The organism is Mucilaginibacter lutimaris (assembly GCF_042676625.1).
Taxonomy (GTDB): domain Bacteria; phylum Bacteroidota; class Bacteroidia; order Sphingobacteriales; family Sphingobacteriaceae; genus Mucilaginibacter; species Mucilaginibacter lutimaris.
The window spans coordinates 323,852-344,135 of sequence record NZ_JBHTIA010000012.1 but is presented as its reverse complement, the minus strand read 5'-3'; the positions used below and the strand labels follow the sequence as shown (position 1 = coordinate 344,135).

Below are 20,284 nucleotides of genomic sequence, written 5' to 3'. Positions count from 1 at the left end.
CCAGGCTAACCTAACATTAGCCTTTTCAAAACCCATAAAAAAGCCCTCTAAATACTAATTTAGAAGGCTTTTAACTGAGTGTGGTGTCGCTTTTGTCGGGATGGCAGGATTTGAACCTACGACCTCCAGCACCCCATGCTGGCGCGATACCGGGCTACGCTACATCCCGAAAATACTGGCAACAAATATAATAATGTGAACATATTTTCGCAATCGGGTTTACAAAACTTACCCACTTTCGGGTATTGTACCAATAATGTCATAAATATACTTTTGAATATCAAACACTTAAACTAAACACAATCTTATGCGATTAAAACTACTATTGCTTACAGTACTGTTAGCAGCAACAACAACATTTGTGGCATGCGAAAAGGAAGATGACGAAGACGACCTGATAGAAGAGTTGGATGCGGTATGTTCTAAAGATTACAAACACATAAGTGATGCCCAGCTTGATGCATTTTGTGGTGCAGCCTACGCCTACCGATGCCTTGACGGCAAATCTCTTTCTAACAACCAGGTACAGGCCGTTTGCGCCCAGTATAATGATTTGAAAGAGCCGGGCGTTGCTGCCTGTGGTTATTGTAATTAGTCACTTACAGCCAGGCGCATGCGCCTGGCTTTTTTATTGCTATTTTGAAAATAAATAAACTGTCTGATGCGGTCTTAACGCATCTTATTGGTGCCATACAGCTTGTGCTGATCATTTTTTTGATTAGCTATGTTCTTAATTTAAACAAGAGGCTTAAAACCATTGATAAGAAACTTGCAGGCGTAGATCTCCCGGTCAAAAAAACACCCGAAAGGGTTTCTGTTAAGGCAGATAGCTTATCGCCGGCGGTTGGGTCCGAAAAAGCTACGGTTACCATGACCATTTTCTCGGATTTTGAATGTGGTTTTTGCAAGGTTTTTGCCACTACAATCTTTCCTCAATTAAAAAAGCGTTACGTAGATAAAGGATTGGTTAAAGTTAACTTCAGGCACTTACCGCTCGAGTTTCACAAAAACGCTTTAATGGCAGCCGAAGCTTCGGCATGTGCACAGGAGCAGGGCCAATTTTGGGATCTGCACGATTATCTGTTTAATAATCAAAGCAAATTAGACAGTAGTTTAATTTTCACCTGGGCAAGCAAGAAACGTTTAAATCTGGCGCAATTTAACGGGTGCATCATTAATCACACTTACAAAAGCAGGGTTGAAAAGGATATGCAAGAGGCAACTATGGCCGGGCTCAAGGGAACACCTGCTATAATTATTAACGATAACCTTATCATGGGCGCGCGTAGCTATGAGCATTTTGCAGAAATGATAGAACAAGAGCTATCAAAAACATGTGCCGATTGCGCCCTTTAGATCAGGTCGAATGCCCGGGCGTATTGCATCAGTTCGTAAGTGCCGGCATTCAGTTTCTTTTTAATATTCTTTCGGTGTGTTTCGGCGGTGGTAACAGATATAAATAGCTCATTGGCAATTTCGGCGGCGCTTTTACCAAGGGCAACGCGGGCAAGCACCTCCTTCTCCCGCCGGGTTAACTGCGAATATTGTTTAAAGTTCTTTCGCAAAAAGTTATTTTCTGCAAGCAGCCTATCAGCTTTTGCATTCATGTGGTGCATTGCATCCAGCGGTACGGCTATGGTAATTGTCATGCTGGGCTTTCCGGCATCATCCCTCATAAATATCTTGGTGCTTGCCATGTGCCAGGTCCAATCATTGTTGCCCGGAAACCTTACCTGCTGAAAGTAAGTTACTATCTCCTCGTTATTATTATTCTCCAGCATTCCCAGTATTTTGGGTACGTAATCCTGCGCATCTTCCTGGTTAAAGTACCTCCTGTAATACTCTTCGGCAGTAATTGAGGTAATATCTTCGATAGATGTTTGCAAGCCGTTAAGCCCGCGTTTAGACATGTATACAACCGACCAATCTTTCAGATCGTGTATAATTACAGCGCATGGCAGTAAATTAAATGTTGCGGCGTATTCTTCTATTTTGGGGATAACCTGTTTAGGCAGATTTACTTTGTTAAGCATGCCCTAAAATACATGTTTAAACAATGGAAACAACCCGTCAAATCACGGTATTTTAGGGGGTTAAACGGCTGCTTGTATATGATGCTCATCAACAGCCATTACATTGTGCTGCTGTTTGAGCTTTTCTTTACGCTGATAACGAAAATGCAGCACGCCAATAAGCAGGGCGGCTATCCCTTCTAACAAAATAGTGTTGGGAGCGCCTATCCAACGGGATACTGCACCAACAAGCAAACCGCCAATCGGCTGTAGGCCAAAAAAGGCCATTGCATAAAAGCTGATCACCCGGCCACGCATACCGGGTTCAACTGTTGTTTGTATAAGGGTGTTGCTGATGGTGATCTGCGACATCATACCAAAGCCGGCTATGGTTGCAAACACCAACGCCAGCCAATAGATGCTTTCATGCGAAAACAGCAACAGCCCTACGCCAAACACCAGGGTATTTATACTCAATATCTTTTTCAAATTACTTCCTTCCTTAAGCGACGCCAGGAATATTGCCCCGCTAAATGCCCCAAGGCCAATCACGCTATCTATAACGCCGAAAGTTGTGGCATTGCCTTTAAAAACTTCGCGCGCGTAATAAGGTATTAAGGTGCTAAAGGGCAATACCAACAGGCTTATTAACCCCAGCATTAAAATTACAAATGAGATTGATGGCGTAGCTTTAAGATAAGCGAAGCCTTCGCGAAGCTCCCCAAATACATTTTTCTTATGTTCTGTTTTAACATATTTTGGTAAGCGCATAAGTAAAAGAGAGCCTATAACTGCTATAAAGCTGCTTGCGTTAAGTGCAAAACAAAAGCCATCGCCCCAGTACTCTAATATAAACCCGGCTATTCCCGGCCCAATCAACCGCGACAAATTTACCATTGATGAATTTAGGGCCAGAGCGTTAGGCAGGTCCTTTTTGTCCTCTATCATTTCATACACCAACGATTGCCTTGCAGGAACATCGAACGCATTTATTACCCCCAAAACAACGCTGAGGGTTAATATTTCCCAAACCTCGTACTGTTTTAGCAATACCAGTACAGCCAAAATAACAGCCTGTATCATTGAAGCTATTTGGGTGCCAAGTAAAACACGGAACCTGTTATACCTGTCAGATACCACCCCGCCAAAAAGCGATAATAAAAAAGATGGAAACTGGCTGGCGAAAAGCGTAACACCCAGCATAAATGTGGAATGTGTAAGTGAATATATTACCCAGCTTACGGCTGTTTTTTGCATCCATGTACCAATAAGCGATACGGATTGACCTGCGAAATATAAACGATAATTACGGCTGCGAAATGCGTTGAAAGTAGTGATGTTCATTTGTATACTAATTCAACGACAACTTTTGGCAACTAATTGTTTCCGGCCGGTTATGTAATAATTAAATTACTGGAATGTGTAATGAACGCAAAATATAACCTACATATCAATTAATACCTTATTTTCGTTTATTGCGTATGTTGGTAGCTTATCCAAAGTATGACCTCGGCTGAAAACTATGATCTGTTGATCGGTAGGATCAACATCTTTATTCGTAAGTATCATTATAACAACCTGCTGCGCGGGCTGATATTTTTGGGCGCGGGCATATTTTCTGCTTATGTTGTAATAACACTTCTGGAGTACTTTGGTAATTTTAATACAACCTTACGCACCATCCTTTTCTACTTTTTTATCCTGCTGAATGCAGGCCTGATTATCTGGCTGGTAATGCCCCCTCTATTGGCCCGTTTAAAATTAGGAAAAACATTAACGCACGACCAGGCAGCCGAAATTATTGGGCAACATTTTAATGATGTGCACGACAAATTGCTTAACACCTTGCAGTTAAAAAAGCAAGCATTAGAAAATGCCGAACACCGCGAACTGATCGAGGCCAGCATCAATCAAAAAATTGAAACCCTTAAACCGGTTAGCTTTCCATCGGCTGTAAACATCCGCGAGAATAGTAAATATTTAAAATGGCTTATCCCCCCCGCGGCGGTCATCTGCATCATAGCATTTGCAGCGCCATCTGTTTTAACAGAAAGCACCAAAAGGCTCATTCGCCATAACGAATATTTCGCGCCCGTGGCGCCATTCCAGTTTATGCTAATGAACAAAAACTTATCTGCCGTGCAGGGTGAAGATTACAAACTCGACATTAAGCTTACAGGCGATAAACTGCCCAATGATATTTATGTAGAAACAGCTAATGCTACTTTTAAGCTCGATAAAGAAAACATCAGCCGTTTCCATTATCTTTTTACCAACCTGCAGCAAAATACCTCGTTTAAGCTTATTGGCAATGGGTTTAAGTCTGCCCCTTACGAAATAAAGGTTAACCTTAAACCCGTGTTGTTACACTTTGACGCCAGTTTAATTTACCCCGCTTATCTGCATAAAAAAAACGAAACCATTGCCAATGCCGGCGACCTTACCTTGCCGGCGGGCACTGTAGTGAGCTGGAAGTTCTATACGCAAAATGCTTCATCGCTTTTGTTTAAAATAGATGGCGAGAATAAATCTATAAAGCAGCAAACCAATAATTTGTATGAGCATCGAGAGCGTATATTAAAAAACACCACTTATAACATAAGCCCGCAAAATAACGATGTGCGTAGCAGCGATTCGGCCGGTTACCGCATTAACGTGATTGCAGACGAGTCCCCCGCTATTGAAGTTCAGGAAAAGCCCGATTCTATTAGTATGAAAGCTTTTTACTTTAACGGCCGCATACAGGATGATCATGGGTTTTCATCCCTGACGTTTCATTACAAAATTGGTGAGAAGGGCAAGGAGCGATCCATAAGTAAACCCGTTAAGGCCGACCTTTCTGCTACACAATCAGCTTTTTTTTATTTATGGGATTTGAAAGAATTAGGCATACGCCCGGGCGATAATATTGTTTACTACTTTGAAGTGGCCGATAACGACGGTGTACTGGGGCCTAAAAAAGCACGCACTCCTGAAAAAACCTTAAATGTGCCCGATGCCGCCCAACTGGCCGAAGAATTGAACAAAGGCACCAACGCGGTAAAAGAAAAAATGCAGTCGGCAGTTAAGCTGGCCGCACAGATAGAAAGAAGCGCGCAAAAGCTCAACCAATCTCTACTGGATAAAAACGCTCTCTCGTTTGACGAAAAAAAACAGGTGGAGGAACTGCTTCAAAAACGCAAGGACCTGGACGAATTGGTAAAAGATATACAGGCCGATAACAAAAAGAACCTTTACAACCGGCAGGAAAACCAGCAGCAAACTCATGAGTTGATGGACATGCAAAAACAGATAGAAAACCTGTTTAACAATGTGCTAGACGACAAAACCAAACAGATGCTGGAGAGATTGCAACAGATGTTGCAGGAAAGCCAGAAGGATAGCACCCGCGATGAACTCTCTAAAATGCAGATGGATAACAAAGCTTTAAAAAAAGAGCTGGACCGGATACTGGAATTATACAAGAAGCTGGATTTTGAGCAAAAACTCAATCAAAACATAAACCAGTTAAACCAACTGGCGCAAGACCAGCAAAAACTGGCCGAGCAGACACAAAAAGCGGGCAATAACGATAATGACCTTCAGCAGCAACAAAAGTTGAACGAACAGTTTGATAACGTAAAAAAACAACTGGACGACCTTCAAAAAGAAAATGAAAAGAACGGCGGCAAACAGGATTTTAAAAACCCGGAGGCCGAAAAGAAGTCGATTGATGAGCAGATGAACAAAAGTTTGGACGCTCTTAAAAGAAATAGCCGTCCGCAGGCTTCAAATTCGCAACAGCAGGCTGCTAAAGAAATAAAGCAGCTTGCTAATAAGCTGCAAAATGATGAAGCCGAAGGCCAGGAGAGTGATAACGCTATAGATGCCCGCCAACTGCGCGAATTATTAAAATCTTTGGTGAACAGTTCATTCACCCAGGAAAAAATAATGCAGCAATTACGCAACACCAGCCCTACCGACCCGGCATATATTATGTTAGCTCAAAAACAAAAAGATGTTAAGGATAATTTAAAAACCGCAGAGGATAGTTTATATTCGCTTAGCCGCAGGATACCGCAAATTCAATCAACTGTTAATAAAGAAATTGCCGGTATTAATAAACAAATTGACCAGTCTTTAGATAATTTAGGCGAGAGAAAAACGGCCGAGGCTATGCGCAACCAGCAGTTTGCCATGACCAGTATGAACAATTTGGCACTGATGTTGAGTGAAGCGCTTGACCAATTGCAAAAACAGCAAAGCAAAAGTGGCAAAGGCAAGGGTAGACAGCCCTCGTTATCGCAATTGAGTAAAATGCAGCAGCAGCTAAACCAAAATATGCAAAAAGCGCGCGAGCAAATGCAAAATATGGGAAACCCGCAGCAGGGAGCAGGCAAAACCGGGCAGCAGAGCATGAGCGAGCAGTTTGCCAAAATGGCGCGCGAACAGCAAATGATACGACAGGCGCTGCAACAAATAAATAAAGAAAACAATAAAGACGGTACTAACGGTTTGGGAAATTTGGATAAAATTTCAAAAGAAATGGAACAAACTGAGAACGATCTCGTAAACAAGAAAATTACAAACGAAGCGTTAAAGAGGCAAGAGCAAATAAAAACACGTTTGCTGGAAGCCGAAAAAGCGGAGCAAGAGAGAGAACAGGACCAAAAAAGGGAGAGCCGGGCGGCAAGTAATATGCCGCCGGGGTATATTAAAGCTTTGCAGGACTATGAGCAGGTTAAGACAAAGCAAACGGAACAAATAAAAACAGTGCCGGCTGCGCTTAATTTGTATTACAGGCAAAAAATTAAAAAATACTTTGATCAACTTAATGGAAAATGATATGGCACAGGCAAATGTTCAAACGGAACATTACACATTGCAACTTCCGTCGAAACACGAAAGCATAACACAGCTGGAGGCCTTAATAGAGGAAGTAGCGGATAAACATAACGTAACCGAAGATGTGTTTGCCAACATGATGACATGCCTTAACGAGGCGGTTATTAATGCTATCATACACGGTAATAAATTAAACCCCGATAAAACTGTTTTTGTAAACGTTGAGGTTGATCATAAACGGATTATTTGGACCGTGGCAGATGAAGGCACCGGGTTCGACTATAATAACCTTGCCGACCCAACTGCTCCCGACCGCCTCGAAGAACTTACCGGCCGCGGCGTTTTCATTTTAAAACACCTGGCCGATCAATGCATATTTAACGCGAGCGGTAACGAGGTTGAATTACATTTTAAAATATAAATGCCCGCTATTACTTTCCACGAGGAAGACATCAGCTATAAGCTAAAGAACAAAACGGCCGTTCGTAAATGGATAACAGACACTATAACAGCCGAAGGTTATAAACTGAGCGAGCTTACCTATATTTTTTGTACCGACGAGTACCTGCTTAAGATAAACCAGGAATATCTTGATCATGACACCTATACAGATATTATCACTTTTGATAATTCGGAAGAAGAGGGAGTGATTGCAGGTGATATTTTTATTTCTATTGAGCGTATCCGCGAAAATGCCGCCAAATTTGGTGTTACAACCGAGCATGAACTGCACCGCGTTATTATACATGGCACCCTACACTTATTAGGCTATTTAGATAAATCGGCGACTGATAAGAAAAAAATGACGCAGAAAGAAGATTTGTATTTGGATAAAAGAGGTTTTTAATACCTAATTTTACATTTGTAAATCAACCTCTTTCGTAAATCATTCATCTAATACTTTAACATGAAATTACTAACGTTAATATGCGCCATGATGTTTATTACATCGGCCCCGTCAACAGTTTATACTTTTAAACTAAAAACCATTGATGGCAAGGCATTCTCACTGGCTAAATACAAAGGCAAAAAACTACTTATTGTTAACACCGCATCTAAATGTGGTTTTACCCCGCAATATGCAGAGCTGCAAAAACTTGCCGACCAGTATAAAGATAAGCTTGTTGTTGTTGGTTTCCCCGCTAATAATTTTGGTGGCCAGGAACCGGGTACCAATGCGGATGTTAAAGAATTTTGCCAGAAAAACTTTGGAGTTACTTTCCCGCTAAGCGCAAAGGTGAGCGTTAAAGGCGATGATATAGATCCGCTGTTTAAATACTTAACCACCGAGCCTAACCCCGATTTTACCGGTGAAATTAAATGGAACTTTGAGAAATTCCTGATAGATGAGAATGGTAAGCTAATACATCGTTACCGTTCAACTACTAAACCACTATCTGACGAGATAACAAAAGAATTGTGATAAAAAAGGGAAGCCAATGGCCCCCCTTTTTTATCACTCCTATATTTTAATTACTTGCTTTTTTAGCAGCATCTTTTGCTGCTTTTTCTTTAGCTTCCTGGGCTTTTTCTTTGGCTTCCCTTATCTTTTTAAGTGAATCTTGTTTGGCTCTTTCCTTCTTTTTAAAAAAGCCGCGTAATAAAAAGTTATGCTGCGCGGCCTTTAAATCCTCATTTAAGGTTGCTGTAGTTGCATGAACCCCTTTCATGGTGGTTTTAGCCTGCTTAACGGTACCTTCCAGTTCCCTGGCAATTTTATCGTCATTTAAAAGGCGCCCTATACTGCCTTTACCGCTGTTTACTTTTGCAACAATTTCTGACAGATCACTTGTTAGGCTTTCGGCATTATCGGCCACCTTGGTGAGTTTGGTAATGATTTTATCTACATCAACCGGGTTAACCGACCCCAATTCGTTACCCTCCTGCACTTCGGTTTGGCTTTTAATACCACCGGGGGCAATTACTATAAGCTTATCGCCCATTAAACCATCGCTGCCAATGCTCATTTTAGAATCGGTTTTGATGAACTTTTTAACGGAATTGTTCAAAGTAAGATCAACCCTTACCGAGCTGTCTGTTACAATATTAATTGCCTCTACAACGCCTACATTTATCCCCGCAAAGCGTACATTGTTGCCAACGGTAAGCCCGCTCACATTTTTGAACATTCCATACACCTTAAAGGTAGAGCTGAACAGGCTTTTCTGATTACCAATGTAAAATATGGCCAGGAACAATATAACCAGGCCTATTACCGTAAATGTCCCGATCTTTATTTTTTGTGATGATGTGGTTTTCATGTTGTTTGGTTAAAAAATGACCTTATCAATTCCTCGTCCGAGTTTTTCAGTTCGTCAAAAGTACCCTCGGCTATATAGGTACCCTCATTCATGATCACAACACGGTCTGCTGTTATTTTAGCGCATTCCATATCGTGAGTTATAATGATGGCAGATGTTTTATTTTTTTTCTGCATACTCAATATCAGTTCGCTAATTTCGCGTGATGTTATAGGGTCTAAGCCTGTTGTAGGCTCGTCATATAACATGATCTCCGGCCTCACGATCATCGTTCTTGCAAGGCCGGCACGTTTACGCATCCCTCCCGATAAGTCCGACGGCAACTTATCTATAGCGTCTATAAGTCCTACGCCATCCAGTGCTTCTTCAACCCGCTTATCAAGTTCGGCCTGATCGGTTATTTTCAATATGCGCGTAAGCGGGAACTCCAGATTTTCCCTAACGGTCATCGAATCGTACAATGCCCCACTCTGAAAAAGGAAACCAACCTTGGTTCTCAGTTCCTTTAGTTTTTCATCATCCATTTGGGCAACATCCTCGCCAAATACCTTTACAGTCCCGCTATCGGGGGTAAGCAGGCCTACAATACATTGTATAGTTACCGATTTACCTTGCCCCGATTTACCAAGCACCACTATATTTTCCCCTCGTTTTAGTTGCAGGTTAATATCTTTCAGTACATCTTTCTCTCCAAACGATTTTGAAATATGATCAATATCTACGACAACTTCGTTGTTAGGTTTGACCATTTCGGGGGTGCTTTCTTTTATCTCTTCCATGGTTACCTGTAAAATAATAAGCTGGTTATCTGTACGGCGATAGCGTCAATCACAAAGATCCATAGCGATGCGGTCACAACAGCAGAATTAGCCGCTATGCCTACGCTTTCGGTACCTTTGTTTGAATTATATCCTTTATAACATCCCACAAAACCAATTGCAAAACCAAAAAAGATGGTTTTAATTAATGCCGGAAAAAGATCTATGAACTCCAGCGATGAAATACACTTATGAAAATATAACGCAAAGCTCACATCATCGGTAAAATTCAATGCTAAATAACCGCCAAATAAACCAATGGCATCGCCTATAATGGTTAAAAGCGGAACCATGATACTGGTTGCTATTATACGTGTTACAACAAGGTATTGTAATGGGTTAGCACCCGATACTTCCATAGCATCTATTTGCTCGGTAACCTTCATGCTACCTAATTCGGCGCCAATACCGGACGCTACCTTACCGGCGCAAATGATGGCTATTATTACAGGGCCTACCTCGCGAATAAAAGCTACGGCCAGTGTTTTAGGAAGGATGCTTTCGGCCCCCATCTCTAACATAGATGGCCTAAGCTGGAGTATAAGAACCAGCCCCATAATAAACGAGGTAATCCCAACTAAAACCATTGAGCGATAACCTATTTCATAACACTGGCGCACAAACTCCGACCACTCAAAACCGCCCTTAAAAATATTGCGCAAAAAGCTTTTGAAGAATACGCCCTGTTCTCCAATGCCTTCCAGCCATTTTTTATACCCGGTTATTGCCTGTTCTGCCATAAGTTATTTATTACTCGCCTGTTATAAACAATTTATTTGCCGAATGTTTTGGCTACCGAAATTTTATATGGGGGCAGCTTACATCATCGGTACTTCTATTATCAAAATCTGGCTTTCGCTGCTCGTTTCTATCGCGAAGCTTTCTGTATCGTAAACGCCAATGGCATCCCTTTTGTTTAAAGCCTGGCTTGCTATGGATACATCTCCCTCTAAAATAAATACATATGCACCGTTTCCGGGTGTTTTAATGGTATAATTTATCTTTTGTCCGGCGTCGAAACTTCCACGTGAAAAAGTGGTATTCTGGTTTAACCAAAGCGTGTGTCCGCTTTTTACAGGCGATATTAATGTGGTAAATTGATTTTTTATGAACTTGTCGGTAAAATTCATTTGATCGTATCTCGGATCAATATTTCTCACTTTCGGGAATACCCAAATTTGTAACGACAAAGTATCTTCAGTTTCAGATGGGTTATACTCTGAATGGAACACACCGGTACCGGCCGACATTACCTGCACATCACCGGCTTTAATAATACCTTTATTACCCATACTGTCCTGATGTTCTAAGGCACCCTCCAATACTATAGTAGTGATCTCCATATTATCGTGAGGGTGAAGGCCAAAGCCATTACCCCGGGCAATAAAGTCATCATTCAGCACTCTTAAGGCGCCGAAATTCGTCTTGTTATCATCTCGAAATGGCCCAAAACTGAAAGAAAAGTTAGCTTTTAACCAGCCTATATCATTGTATCCTCTGTCGCTTGCTGCGTGATGTATTGTTTCATTTTGTTTATACTTTACTTAGGTAATTAAATATATGTTTAAACATACAATGTTTATTCCACAATTTTATTATATGTAAATTTGCGCTTTATCCTAACATAATGACATATAAGGCAATTATAGTGGGCGCGAGCGGCCTAATTGGCAGTAATTTGTTAAACATATTACTGGAGGCTCCCGAGTATGATGAGGTTTTGATTTTGATTAGGAAAGAATTACCTGTACAGCATAAAAAGTTGGTCCAACTTGTTATCAATTTTGATGACCTTGTTAAACATTCTGCTGCTATTAAAGGGCATGCTATTTTTAGCTGCCTGGGAACTACCAACAGCCAGACGCCAGATAAAAATGAATATCGTAAGATAGACTATAATTATCCTGTACAGTTGGCACAATTAGCAAAGCAAAACGGCGTTGAACAGTTTCATGTTGTTACCGCTATTGGCGCCAACAAATATTCATCAACCTTTTATATAAAATTGAAGGGCGAACTGGAAGATAAATTGCAAAACATGGAGTTAAAAACACTTCACATATATCAACCATCTATGCTAATTGGTGACCGAAAGAGGCGAAACGTTTTAGAGGGCATGGCTACCATATTTTTTAAATTAATAGATCCGCTACTTATTGGCAGCTTAAAAAAGTACAGAAGCATTAAAGGAAGCACCGTGGCTTATGCCATGTACAAAAAATCATTAGAGCGTGCCACCGGCACGTTTATATATACATCAGACAAAATACATACTATTTAGTGAGCACTTATATCTCGGCCGAAAATTTAGGCCACTCCTTTCATGATCACTGGTTGTTTAAAAACCTTACTATTGGCATTAATCGCAGCCGCAGGGTTGCGCTTGTTGGTGTTAATGGCGCGGGTAAATCAACATTATTAAAAATTTTATCCGGTTCATTAAAGCCTACCGAAGGTAAAGTTGCGCAAGCACGAGACCTTAATGTAGGCTACCTGGAGCAAGACCCTTTTTTTAAAAATGCGGTTACCATAAGCGATTATATATTTCATGCTGATAATATTCAACAGCAGTTAATACGCCGCTACGAAGAGTTGTTGGAAAACGACCCGGATAATATGAAGGAGATGGATAAAGTGATGGAGGAGATGAGTGAGATTGATGCCTGGGAATATGAATATAAGATAAAAACTATTTTAGGAAGACTTGATATACATCACCTTAACCAGCACATTAATACGCTATCTGGAGGGCAAAAGAAACGTTTAGCTTTAGCTAAACTATTAATTGAAGACCCTGATATATATATTTTAGATGAGCCTACCAATCACCTTGATATTGATACAATTGAATGGTTGGAAAAACTGCTTACCGAAGGAAGCAAAACCATTTTAATGGTTACACATGACAGGTACTTCCTGGATAACGTTTGTAACGAAATATTGGAAATAGACCGGGGTAAGATCATTCCGTATGTAGGAAATTATGGCTATTACTTAGAGAAGAAGGCCGAACGCGAAGCCTCTGATGAAGCCACATTTCAAAAAAACTCCAACCTTTTACGGAAAGAGCTGGAGTGGATGCGCAGGCAACCCAAAGCACGGGGTACAAAATCTAAGTCGAGAGTAGATGCATTTTATGATCTTGAAGCCAAAACTAAAGATCGTGGGGGTAAAGATAATGTTGAATTAAGTGTTAAGGTTTCCCGTCAGGGCAACAAGATCATGGAGATGCATCATATAAGCAAAAGCTTTAGTGGCCACGCATACATAAAAGAGTTTAGTTATACGTTTAAAAAAGGCGACCGTATTGGCCTTGCAGGCAAGAATGGTAGTGGTAAATCAACACTACTTAATATGATAACCGGTGGCTTAATGCCAGATAGCGGTGAGATTGTTAAAGGTGAAACAACCGTGATTGGATACTTTAATCAGGCCGGCCTAAGCTTTAAGGAAGATGAACGCGTTATTGATATAGTAAAAAACGTAGCGGAGTTTATTACTATGGCCGATGGTAAACTTATTTCTGCATCTGCGTTACTTACTTTATTCCTCTTCCCCCCTGCCAAACAATATGGCATGGTATCAAAACTAAGTGGTGGAGAAAAGAAGCGCTTGCATCTGATGAGCATCTTAATTAAAAACCCAAACTTTTTAATTTTAGATGAGCCTACTAACGATCTGGACATTGATACGCTAAACGTATTAGAAGAGTTTCTTACTAATTTCCCGGGCATCCTTATCATGGTATCGCATGACAGGTATCTACTTGATAAACTTACCGACCAATTATTTATAATGGAAGGAGAAGGCAAAGTCCTTATATATAATGGTAACTATACATCGTATCGTGTAGAGCTTGAAGAAGCAAAGCAATCAAATAAAAGGCCTTCTTCTGCCCCTCCGCAAATAAAAACAGAGACGCCTAAAAAAGCTAAACTTAGCTTTAAAGAGGAAAAAGAGTTTGAGGGGTTAGAAAAGGAGATAGCTGATATTGAAACTAAGATAAAGGAAACTACAGATGCTCTGAATACTATTAATATAGAGCCAAAAGAATTAATTAAGCTCACTGATAAAATAGCGTACTTAAATAAACAATTGGATGCTAAAACAGCACGCTGGATTGAGTTAGGTGAATTAAAAGAAGCATAAAACATCATGAAAGCATCAGACATAATTGCATCTGTTGGGGTTATCATATTGCTGATAGCATTTCTGCTGAACATGTATAAAAAAATTTCGGCACAAGGAAGGATATATACCGCTATGAATTTTTTAGGTGCTGGTATATGCTGTTTCTCGTCATATTTAATAGATTTTTACCCATTCGTAGTATTAGAAGGCGTTTGGGGCGCATTTGCGCTTTACTCATTTTTGAATGTTCCACGTGGAACATCTAAGTAAATCACATAATGTTCCACGTGGAACATGGAGGATATATGTTTAAGAAATATAATGTAGTAGTTGTTGGTGCTGGGCACGCAGGCTGTGAAGCTGCGGCAGCGGCGGCCAACTTAGGATCATCTGTGTTGTTGATAACTATGAATATGGGCACAATAGCGCAAATGAGTTGTAATCCTGCAATGGGTGGCGTAGCCAAGGGTCAAATAGTGCGCGAAATTGACGCTCTCGGCGGATATTCGGGTATAATTACCGATAAAACTTCGTTGCAGTTTAGAATGCTTAACCGCTCTAAAGGCCCGGCTATGTGGAGCCCAAGGGCACAAAGTGACCGTGTTAGGTTTGCTGAAGAATGGAGAATAGCTTTAGAAAAAATACCTAATGTTGATTTTTGGCAGGACACCGTTACTTCTTTATTAATTAAAGGCAATAGCGTTGCCGGAGTAAAGACATCAATAGGTGTGGAGATTGAAGCTGACGCGGTTGTACTAACAAACGGGACTTTCCTTAATGGTGTAATACATATAGGTGAAAAGAAATTTGGTGGTGGCAGAACAGGTGAAAAAGCCGCTACGGGGTTAACTGAACAATTGGTTACCCTCGGGTTTGAATCGGGCAGAATGAAAACAGGAACGCCTCCCCGTGTTGATGGTCGGAGTCTGAATTATTCGCTGATGGAAGAACAATGGGGCGACGAAGAACGTGGCCGGTTCTCTTATGCCAATGTAGAACTAGCGAATGATCAACGCTGTTGCTGGATAACGTACACCAACAGTAAAGTACACGACACGCTTAAAGAAGGGTTTGAAAGATCGCCAATGTTTACAGGAAGGATTAAAGGATTAGGCCCAAGATATTGCCCATCTATCGAAGATAAGATCAACCGCTTTGCTGAGCGAGATCGTCACCAAATATTTGTGGAACCCGAAGGGTGGAATACATGCGAGATTTATGTAAACGGATTTTCAACCTCGTTACCGGAAGACGTGCAATATAAAGCACTGACTCAAATCGCTGGATTTGAAACCGCAAAGATGTTCCGCCCGGGCTATGCCATAGAGTACGATTTCTTTCCCCCTACTCAATTGAGTTTAACTCTTGAAACAAAACAGATAAGCAATCTCTTCTTTGCCGGGCAAATTAATGGAACAACCGGATATGAAGAAGCGGCGTCGCAGGGTTTCATAGCAGGAATCAACGCGCATCAAAAAATTAACGACAAGCATGAGTTGATCTTAAAACGATCGGAATCATACATAGGCGTGCTAATTGATGATCTGGTTACCAAAGGTACAGAAGAGCCTTACCGCATGTTTACATCAAGGGCCGAACACCGCTTATTGTTACGCCAGGATAACGCGGACATTCGCTTAAGCCCAATGGGTCATGAACTTGGTCTAATAAGCGATGAACGTTTAGATAAGGTGAACCGTAAGATCAGAGATTCTGATGAAATAGTAGCTTTTACCAGAAATAAGAGTATCGCACCAGGTGAAGTAAATACACTTTTAGAAGAACAGGGAACCTCTCCTATTAATCAGGCCGCAAAATTATTCAATTTGTTAACCCGGCCACAAATAGGTTTTAATGAATTAAAACGCGTAGACAGCTCATTACAAGATAAGTTATCGGGTTATGATAAAGAAACTATTGAACAAGCTGAAATAAAAATCAAATACGAGAGTTACTTTATAAAAGAAATGGAAATTGTTGAGCGGATGAAAAAAATGGAGGACCGGGAAATTAACCCTGAGTTTGACTATCATCAACTCATTTCTCTTTCTAAAGAAGCTCGCGAAAAATTAATGAGAATAAAACCACGTACTTTGGGTCAGGCTTCAAGAATTTCGGGCGTTTCGCCATCAGATGTATCAGTTTTAATGGTACATGTATCAAGATAAACTATAAGTTATTGATTTACAGTTAAATATACAATATCGTTTATAAGACATTTTTTTTGATTTTTAATATCACAATTCATAAAAAAGCAAAAATCGTTTATAGGGCATAAAAACAATGTTAAATCCAAAATCAGCTGTATCCGGTAAAATTTTGTTCTACGTTTTGCTTTGCTTGGTCATATTTGGCTGCGCAAGCATCCAAAAGCCAATGGGTGGGCCCCGTGACCTTACCCCACCAAAATTATTAAAAGCTACGCCAGAAAATATGACCCGTAATTTTACGGCAAAAGAGATCAGACTGGAGTTTGATGAGTTTTATAAACTGAGCAACCAATACCAGGAAATTACCATTAGCCCTGCAATGGAGAAACAGCCTGATTATAAAATCAGCAAGCGTAACCTCATCATTGATTTTAAAGACACACTACAAAAAAATACAACCTACGTTATCAACTTTGGTAAAGCCATACAAGACGTTAATGAGAGCAACGTTTTGCAAAATTTTACCTACGTGTTCTCAACCGGTCCGCACATCGATTCTTTAAGCATGTCTGGCTTTGTAATAAACAGCATTACCCAGGAAAAAGAAAAGGACGCGACTGTAATGATTTTCCCTGTAAAACAGGATTCGTTATTATTTGGAAAAAAGAAACCTACCATTTTTGCTACAACAGATTCAGCGGGCAATTTTTCTCTTAATAATTTGCATGACGGAGAATACAAGATCTATGCGTTAAAAGAACCCAGCCCAAATAAGATATTTGATAATGATAAGGAACTGATTGCATTTTCTAACCGCACCATTAATTTAAATAAGGATACGTCGGGTATCCGCTTATCCCTATTCCAACAAATTCCACAGAAGTTTAGGGTAGCCGAAAAGAAACTAACTAATGAAGGTGTGCTCTCGCTTGTCTTTAACAAACAGTTGAATAATCCTTCGCTTAAAATTATATACCCACAGGCTCTGGACGCCCAAAAGATCGTTGACATCAGCAAAACCCGCGATACCGCATTGGTATTTATGCGCAATATGGACTTTGATTCATTACGTGTAGCTATTTATGACAACAACAAACCTATCGATACCATTTATCAGCTCAAAGGGCGTAAAGAGACCTTTACACGCGCTATTACATTTAAATATGGAATAAATAGAGACAATAGATTAAAACCGAATACTGACCTTAGAATAACTACTAACTTACCTATTGAAAGTATTGAACCGGGCTTAATTACACTTACACTCGATTCGGCTAATGTATCAAACGTTACTATTCAAAAAGACACTGCCAACAAACGCGCATTTATTGTAAAGAACAGATGGAGAGCAGGTGGCAGGTACCAGATCATACTAAATGATGGGGCCATAACAGACATATATGGTACCAGGAACAAACGGGCAGGTATTAACTTTGAAGCCGATAAGCCGGATAATTACAGCCAACTTACGCTCAAAGTTAGTGTTCCGGATAGTAGTAAAAGATACATTATTGAGTTATTGGATGAACAAAAGAACGTGGTACATTCAGACCCTGTTTCAAAAAGCGGATCGATAATTTATAAAAACTATTTAACCGGTAAATATAAAGTGCGGGTTATTTATGATACCAATAAAAACGGGCGTTGGGATAGCGGGAATGTTAAACAAAAAGTACAGCCGGAAAATATTTGGCTGTATGAAAAGGAAATAACCCTTAGAGCGAATTGGGAAGCCGAAGAACCGGTTGATATACCCAGGGAGCAAATTAATCTTTAAACCAGCCGGAATACATGATATAGTTTTGCGGCAGCTTATTTAATAAAGCCTTTTGATCGTCGGTAAGAGGCTTTATTTTCTTTGCCGGACTACCTGCATACAAGTAGCCACTTTCGCAAACAGTACGTTCTAACACAACAGATCCTGCCCCTATAATTACATATTGCTGTACTACGGCATCATCCATTACAATGGCGCCCATGCCTATTAAAACATGATCCTGTAGCGTACAGCCATGTACAATAGCATTATGACCAATGGAGACATTGTTACCAATATTAGTTGGCGCCTTAAGATAAGTAGCATGGATAACTGCACCATCCTGAATGTTAGAATTATCTCCTATTTTAATATAATGTACATCACCCCTTATAACCGCATTAAACCATACAGAGCAATTATTGCCCATAACCACATCACCAACAATTGTGGCATTTTCGGCAATAAAACAATCGTTTCCCCATGTGGGTAATTTATCTTTTACTGGTAATATAACAGGCATAATTTAATTATTGATGTAGTGATTGATTTACTTTTGCTATGTTTGGCTATTAATAAGCGGAAATAGCTCAGTTGGTAGAGCATCAGTTTCCCAAACTGAAGGCCGCGGGTTCGAATCCCGTTTTCCGCTCATTTAAAACACCGTATCCTCTAAAATTTCCTGATGATCCGGGTAATCTGTTGTAAAATGTAAACCCCTGCTCTCGTGCCTTGCAGTTGCCGATTTTACTACCAGGTAACTTACCTGTATAAGGTTACGCAATTCGCAAAGCTTTACAGATAGTTTGGTTTTCTTATAAAAATCCTCTGTTTCCTCATACAATAAACGCAGCCTGCGCATAGCGCGTTCTAACCTAAAATCAGACCGCACAATACCTACATAGTCATTCATCAACTTTTGCATCTCCCGAATATTGTGGGTAACCAATATATCTTCATTTGATAGCTGCACGCCATGTTCATCCCAGTCGGGAATATTAACTGGTATCTCTAAACTGGCAAAATCTACAATAGCATCTTTATATATGCGATGCGCAAACACTAATGCCTCTAACAATGAGTTTGATGCTAACCTATTAGCCCCATGTAAACCAGTTGATGAACATTCGCCGCAAGCATATAAACGGTTTATAGATGACCGCCCTTGATGGTCTACCATCACTCCACCACACATATAATGGCAGGCAGGTGCTACAGGTATCATATCGCGGGTCATATCAATCCCTATCTCTAAACATTTTGCATAGATATTTGGGAAATGCTCTAAAATTTCTTTCTTCTTTTTATGGCGTATATCCAGATAGACGAAATCCTCACCCGATTTTTTGATCTCCGCATCAATAGCTCTCGCAACTATATCTCTTGGTGCCAATGATTTACGCGGGTCATATTCCTGCATAAACTCCTCTCCGTTTGTTCGCTTTAACACACCTCCCATACCACGTACAGCTTCCGAAATAAGGAATGAAGGATACTCACCCGGATTATATAAAGCCGTAGGATGAAATTGTATAAACTCCATGTTACGCACCTTACCTTTAGCGCGGTAAACCATGGCCACACCATCACCGGTAGCAATTACCGGGTTAGTAGTAACCGAATAGATATGCCCGGCACCACCGGATGCCATCACCGTAATTTTAGATTCTATCTTTTCTACCTGGCTGGTTTCGGTATTAAAGGCATAAATACCATAACACTTTATATTATCAGATGATTTATCTACAAACTCACCCAAATGGTGTTGGGTTATCAGATCTACCGCAAAATAATGTGTTAATATTTCAATATTAGGTTCGCGGTGAATCTCTTCTAATAGTGAGCGCTCTATTTCAAAACCTGTAATATCCTTATAATGCAATACACGAAATTCGCTATGCCCACCCTCTTTAGCAAGGTCATAAATACCCTCGTTTGTCTTGTCAAAATTGGTTCCGTAATCTATTATCTCTCGTATGCGGTCCGGGCCTTCTTTAACAACGGCTTCCACAACTGCAGGGTCGCAAAGGCCATCGCCGGCAATTAAGGTGTCATTTATATGCTTTTCAAACGAATCTTCTTTTTTATCAACAACTACAGCAACACCGCCCTGGGCATACTTAGTGTTGCTTTCATCTTCATTAGCCTTTGTAACTATCAGAACCTTACCATGCTTTGCAGCTTTTAGTGCAAAACTTAATCCGGCTATACCCGATCCTACAACAAGGAAATCAACAGTTCTGGTCATGTTTAGTATATGTATTGTGTAAAATTAGCACTTATGTTAATAAGCAGTATAAAACCTGTTAACTTTGTGTAAGTAAAAAAGTAC

19 protein-coding genes and 2 tRNA genes are annotated in these 20,284 nt (G+C 40.4%); 12 read left to right on the top strand and 9 right to left on the bottom strand.

Annotated elements, in window-relative coordinates; all coding sequences use genetic code 11:
- Positions 1-95: 95 nt before the first annotated feature.
- Positions 96-169: transfer RNA gene (locus ACFQZI_RS16475), tRNA-Pro, on the bottom strand.
- Between the two features lie 138 nt (positions 170-307).
- On the opposite strand from ACFQZI_RS16475, the gene ACFQZI_RS16470 reads away from it, so the two are divergent.
- Both ACFQZI_RS16470 and ACFQZI_RS16465 read left to right on the top strand, forming a co-directional pair.
- Positions 308-595 (top strand): hypothetical protein, encoded by a 288-nt coding sequence (locus ACFQZI_RS16470; protein ID WP_377144401.1) that lies wholly within the window; start codon positions 308-310, stop codon positions 593-595.
- 44 nt (positions 596-639) lie between these two features.
- On the top strand, positions 640-1,356 hold the full coding sequence (locus ACFQZI_RS16465; protein WP_377144397.1) for a DsbA family protein: 717 nt from the start codon (positions 640-642) through the stop codon (positions 1,354-1,356).
- Here ACFQZI_RS16465 and ACFQZI_RS16460 read toward each other — a convergent pair.
- The gene (locus ACFQZI_RS16460; RefSeq protein WP_377144394.1) at positions 1,353-2,033 is read right to left on the bottom strand and encodes a helix-turn-helix transcriptional regulator; all 681 of its coding nucleotides are present in this window, start codon (positions 2,031-2,033) and stop codon (positions 1,353-1,355) included. The genes ACFQZI_RS16465 and ACFQZI_RS16460 overlap by 4 nt on opposite strands.
- A 60-nt stretch (positions 2,034-2,093) precedes the next feature.
- The gene (locus ACFQZI_RS16455) at positions 2,094-3,356 is read right to left on the bottom strand and encodes an MFS transporter (protein WP_377144391.1); all 1,263 of its coding nucleotides are present in this window, start codon (positions 3,354-3,356) and stop codon (positions 2,094-2,096) included.
- Between the two features lie 159 nt (positions 3,357-3,515).
- Here ACFQZI_RS16455 and ACFQZI_RS16450 point away from each other — a divergent pair, with 159 nt between their 5' ends.
- Genes ACFQZI_RS16450 through ACFQZI_RS16435 form a run of 4 tightly spaced genes read left to right on the top strand, consistent with a single transcriptional unit; the run spans position 3,516 to position 8,259 of the window.
- A complete protein-coding gene (locus ACFQZI_RS16450; RefSeq protein WP_377144388.1) occupies positions 3,516-6,836 on the top strand; it encodes a DUF4175 family protein in 3,321 nt (1,106 codons plus the stop codon).
- Positions 6,826-7,257 carry an ATP-binding protein gene (locus ACFQZI_RS16445; protein ID WP_377144385.1) on the top strand — a complete coding sequence of 144 codons (432 nt, stop codon included), beginning with the start codon at positions 6,826-6,828 and terminating at the stop codon, positions 7,255-7,257. Before ACFQZI_RS16450 ends, ACFQZI_RS16445 begins: the two co-directional genes overlap by 11 nt.
- Complete coding sequence (gene ybeY, locus ACFQZI_RS16440; protein WP_377144382.1) at positions 7,258-7,683, top strand: rRNA maturation RNase YbeY; 426 nt, start codon at positions 7,258-7,260, stop codon at positions 7,681-7,683.
- Positions 7,684-7,743: 60 nt separating this feature from the next.
- A complete protein-coding gene (locus ACFQZI_RS16435; RefSeq protein WP_377144379.1) occupies positions 7,744-8,259 on the top strand; it encodes a glutathione peroxidase in 516 nt (171 codons plus the stop codon).
- 46 nt (positions 8,260-8,305) lie between these two features.
- On the opposite strand, the gene ACFQZI_RS16430 is transcribed toward ACFQZI_RS16435, so the two are convergent.
- The 4 genes from ACFQZI_RS16430 to ACFQZI_RS16415 all read right to left on the bottom strand — a co-directional run bounded on the left by ACFQZI_RS16430 (position 8,306) and on the right by ACFQZI_RS16415 (position 11,399).
- The gene (locus tag ACFQZI_RS16430) at positions 8,306-9,097 is read right to left on the bottom strand and encodes an MlaD family protein (RefSeq protein ID WP_377144376.1); all 792 of its coding nucleotides are present in this window, start codon (positions 9,095-9,097) and stop codon (positions 8,306-8,308) included.
- Positions 9,094-9,876: an ABC transporter ATP-binding protein gene (locus ACFQZI_RS16425; RefSeq protein ID WP_377144373.1), complete on the bottom strand. Its 783-nt coding sequence runs from the start codon at positions 9,874-9,876 to the stop codon at positions 9,094-9,096. Before ACFQZI_RS16425 ends, ACFQZI_RS16430 begins: the two co-directional genes overlap by 4 nt.
- 2 nt (positions 9,877-9,878) lie before the next feature.
- Positions 9,879-10,655, bottom strand: a complete 777-nt coding sequence (locus ACFQZI_RS16420) for an MlaE family ABC transporter permease (protein ID WP_377144371.1) — start codon at positions 10,653-10,655, stop codon at positions 9,879-9,881.
- Positions 10,656-10,733: 78 nt separating this feature from the next.
- Entirely contained in the window at positions 10,734-11,399 is a 666-nt protein-coding gene (locus ACFQZI_RS16415; RefSeq protein ID WP_377144953.1) for a pirin family protein, read from the bottom strand.
- A gap of 143 nt (positions 11,400-11,542) precedes the next feature.
- Here ACFQZI_RS16415 and ACFQZI_RS16410 point away from each other — a divergent pair, with 143 nt between their 5' ends.
- From ACFQZI_RS16410 to ACFQZI_RS16390, 5 genes are all read left to right on the top strand, one after another.
- A complete protein-coding gene (locus ACFQZI_RS16410; protein ID WP_377144368.1) occupies positions 11,543-12,196 on the top strand; it encodes an NAD(P)H-binding protein in 654 nt (217 codons plus the stop codon).
- A complete protein-coding gene (locus tag ACFQZI_RS16405; RefSeq protein WP_377144366.1) occupies positions 12,196-14,064 on the top strand; it encodes an ABC-F family ATP-binding cassette domain-containing protein in 1,869 nt (622 codons plus the stop codon). Before ACFQZI_RS16410 ends, ACFQZI_RS16405 begins: the two co-directional genes overlap by 1 nt.
- A gap of 6 nt (positions 14,065-14,070) precedes the next feature.
- A complete protein-coding gene (locus ACFQZI_RS16400) occupies positions 14,071-14,316 on the top strand; it encodes a CBU_0592 family membrane protein (RefSeq protein ID WP_377144363.1) in 246 nt (81 codons plus the stop codon).
- Between the two features lie 35 nt (positions 14,317-14,351).
- Complete coding sequence (gene mnmG, locus ACFQZI_RS16395) at positions 14,352-16,214, top strand: tRNA uridine-5-carboxymethylaminomethyl(34) synthesis enzyme MnmG (protein WP_377144951.1); 1,863 nt, start codon at positions 14,352-14,354, stop codon at positions 16,212-16,214.
- Positions 16,215-16,329: 115 nt separating this feature from the next.
- A complete protein-coding gene (locus tag ACFQZI_RS16390; protein ID WP_377144360.1) occupies positions 16,330-17,973 on the top strand; it encodes an Ig-like domain-containing protein in 1,644 nt (547 codons plus the stop codon).
- On the opposite strand, the gene ACFQZI_RS16385 is transcribed toward ACFQZI_RS16390, so the two are convergent.
- Positions 17,963-18,475, bottom strand: coding sequence for a gamma carbonic anhydrase family protein (locus ACFQZI_RS16385; RefSeq protein WP_377144357.1), 513 nt, complete (start codon positions 18,473-18,475; stop codon positions 17,963-17,965). The genes ACFQZI_RS16390 and ACFQZI_RS16385 overlap by 11 nt on opposite strands.
- 56 nt (positions 18,476-18,531) lie before the next feature.
- Between ACFQZI_RS16385 and ACFQZI_RS16380 the strand changes: the two genes are divergently transcribed.
- A tRNA-Gly gene (locus ACFQZI_RS16380) sits at positions 18,532-18,604 on the top strand.
- A 3-nt stretch (positions 18,605-18,607) separates the two neighbouring features.
- Here the strand turns inward: ACFQZI_RS16380 and nadB are convergent.
- The gene (gene nadB / locus ACFQZI_RS16375; protein ID WP_377144355.1) at positions 18,608-20,200 is read right to left on the bottom strand and encodes an L-aspartate oxidase; all 1,593 of its coding nucleotides are present in this window, start codon (positions 20,198-20,200) and stop codon (positions 18,608-18,610) included.
- Positions 20,201-20,284 lie beyond the last annotated feature (84 nt).

What these genes read in the sequence shown, in the direction of transcription:
- ACFQZI_RS16470 (WP_377144401.1), top strand. Translation starts at nt 308, where the DNA reads ATGCGATTAAAACTACTATTGCTTACAGTACTGTTAGCAGCAACAACA.
- ACFQZI_RS16460 (WP_377144394.1), bottom strand. Translation starts at nt 2,033, where the DNA reads ATGCTTAACAAAGTAAATCTGCCTAAACAGGTTATCCCCAAAATAGAA.
- ACFQZI_RS16455 (WP_377144391.1), bottom strand. Translation starts at nt 3,356, where the DNA reads ATGAACATCACTACTTTCAACGCATTTCGCAGCCGTAATTATCGTTTA.
- ACFQZI_RS16450 (WP_377144388.1), top strand. Translation starts at nt 3,516, where the DNA reads ATGACCTCGGCTGAAAACTATGATCTGTTGATCGGTAGGATCAACATC.
- ACFQZI_RS16445 (WP_377144385.1), top strand. Translation starts at nt 6,826, where the DNA reads ATGGAAAATGATATGGCACAGGCAAATGTTCAAACGGAACATTACACA.
- ybeY (WP_377144382.1), top strand. Translation starts at nt 7,258, where the DNA reads ATGCCCGCTATTACTTTCCACGAGGAAGACATCAGCTATAAGCTAAAG.
- ACFQZI_RS16435 (WP_377144379.1), top strand. Translation starts at nt 7,744, where the DNA reads ATGAAATTACTAACGTTAATATGCGCCATGATGTTTATTACATCGGCC.
- ACFQZI_RS16430 (WP_377144376.1), bottom strand. Translation starts at nt 9,097, where the DNA reads ATGAAAACCACATCATCACAAAAAATAAAGATCGGGACATTTACGGTA.
- ACFQZI_RS16425 (WP_377144373.1), bottom strand. Translation starts at nt 9,876, where the DNA reads ATGGAAGAGATAAAAGAAAGCACCCCCGAAATGGTCAAACCTAACAAC.
- ACFQZI_RS16420 (WP_377144371.1), bottom strand. Translation starts at nt 10,655, where the DNA reads ATGGCAGAACAGGCAATAACCGGGTATAAAAAATGGCTGGAAGGCATT.
- ACFQZI_RS16410 (WP_377144368.1), top strand. Translation starts at nt 11,543, where the DNA reads ATGACATATAAGGCAATTATAGTGGGCGCGAGCGGCCTAATTGGCAGT.
- ACFQZI_RS16400 (WP_377144363.1), top strand. Translation starts at nt 14,071, where the DNA reads ATGAAAGCATCAGACATAATTGCATCTGTTGGGGTTATCATATTGCTG.
- mnmG (WP_377144951.1), top strand. Translation starts at nt 14,352, where the DNA reads ATGTTTAAGAAATATAATGTAGTAGTTGTTGGTGCTGGGCACGCAGGC.
- ACFQZI_RS16390 (WP_377144360.1), top strand. Translation starts at nt 16,330, where the DNA reads ATGTTAAATCCAAAATCAGCTGTATCCGGTAAAATTTTGTTCTACGTT.
- ACFQZI_RS16385 (WP_377144357.1), bottom strand. Translation starts at nt 18,475, where the DNA reads ATGCCTGTTATATTACCAGTAAAAGATAAATTACCCACATGGGGAAAC.
- nadB (WP_377144355.1), bottom strand. Translation starts at nt 20,200, where the DNA reads ATGACCAGAACTGTTGATTTCCTTGTTGTAGGATCGGGTATAGCCGGA.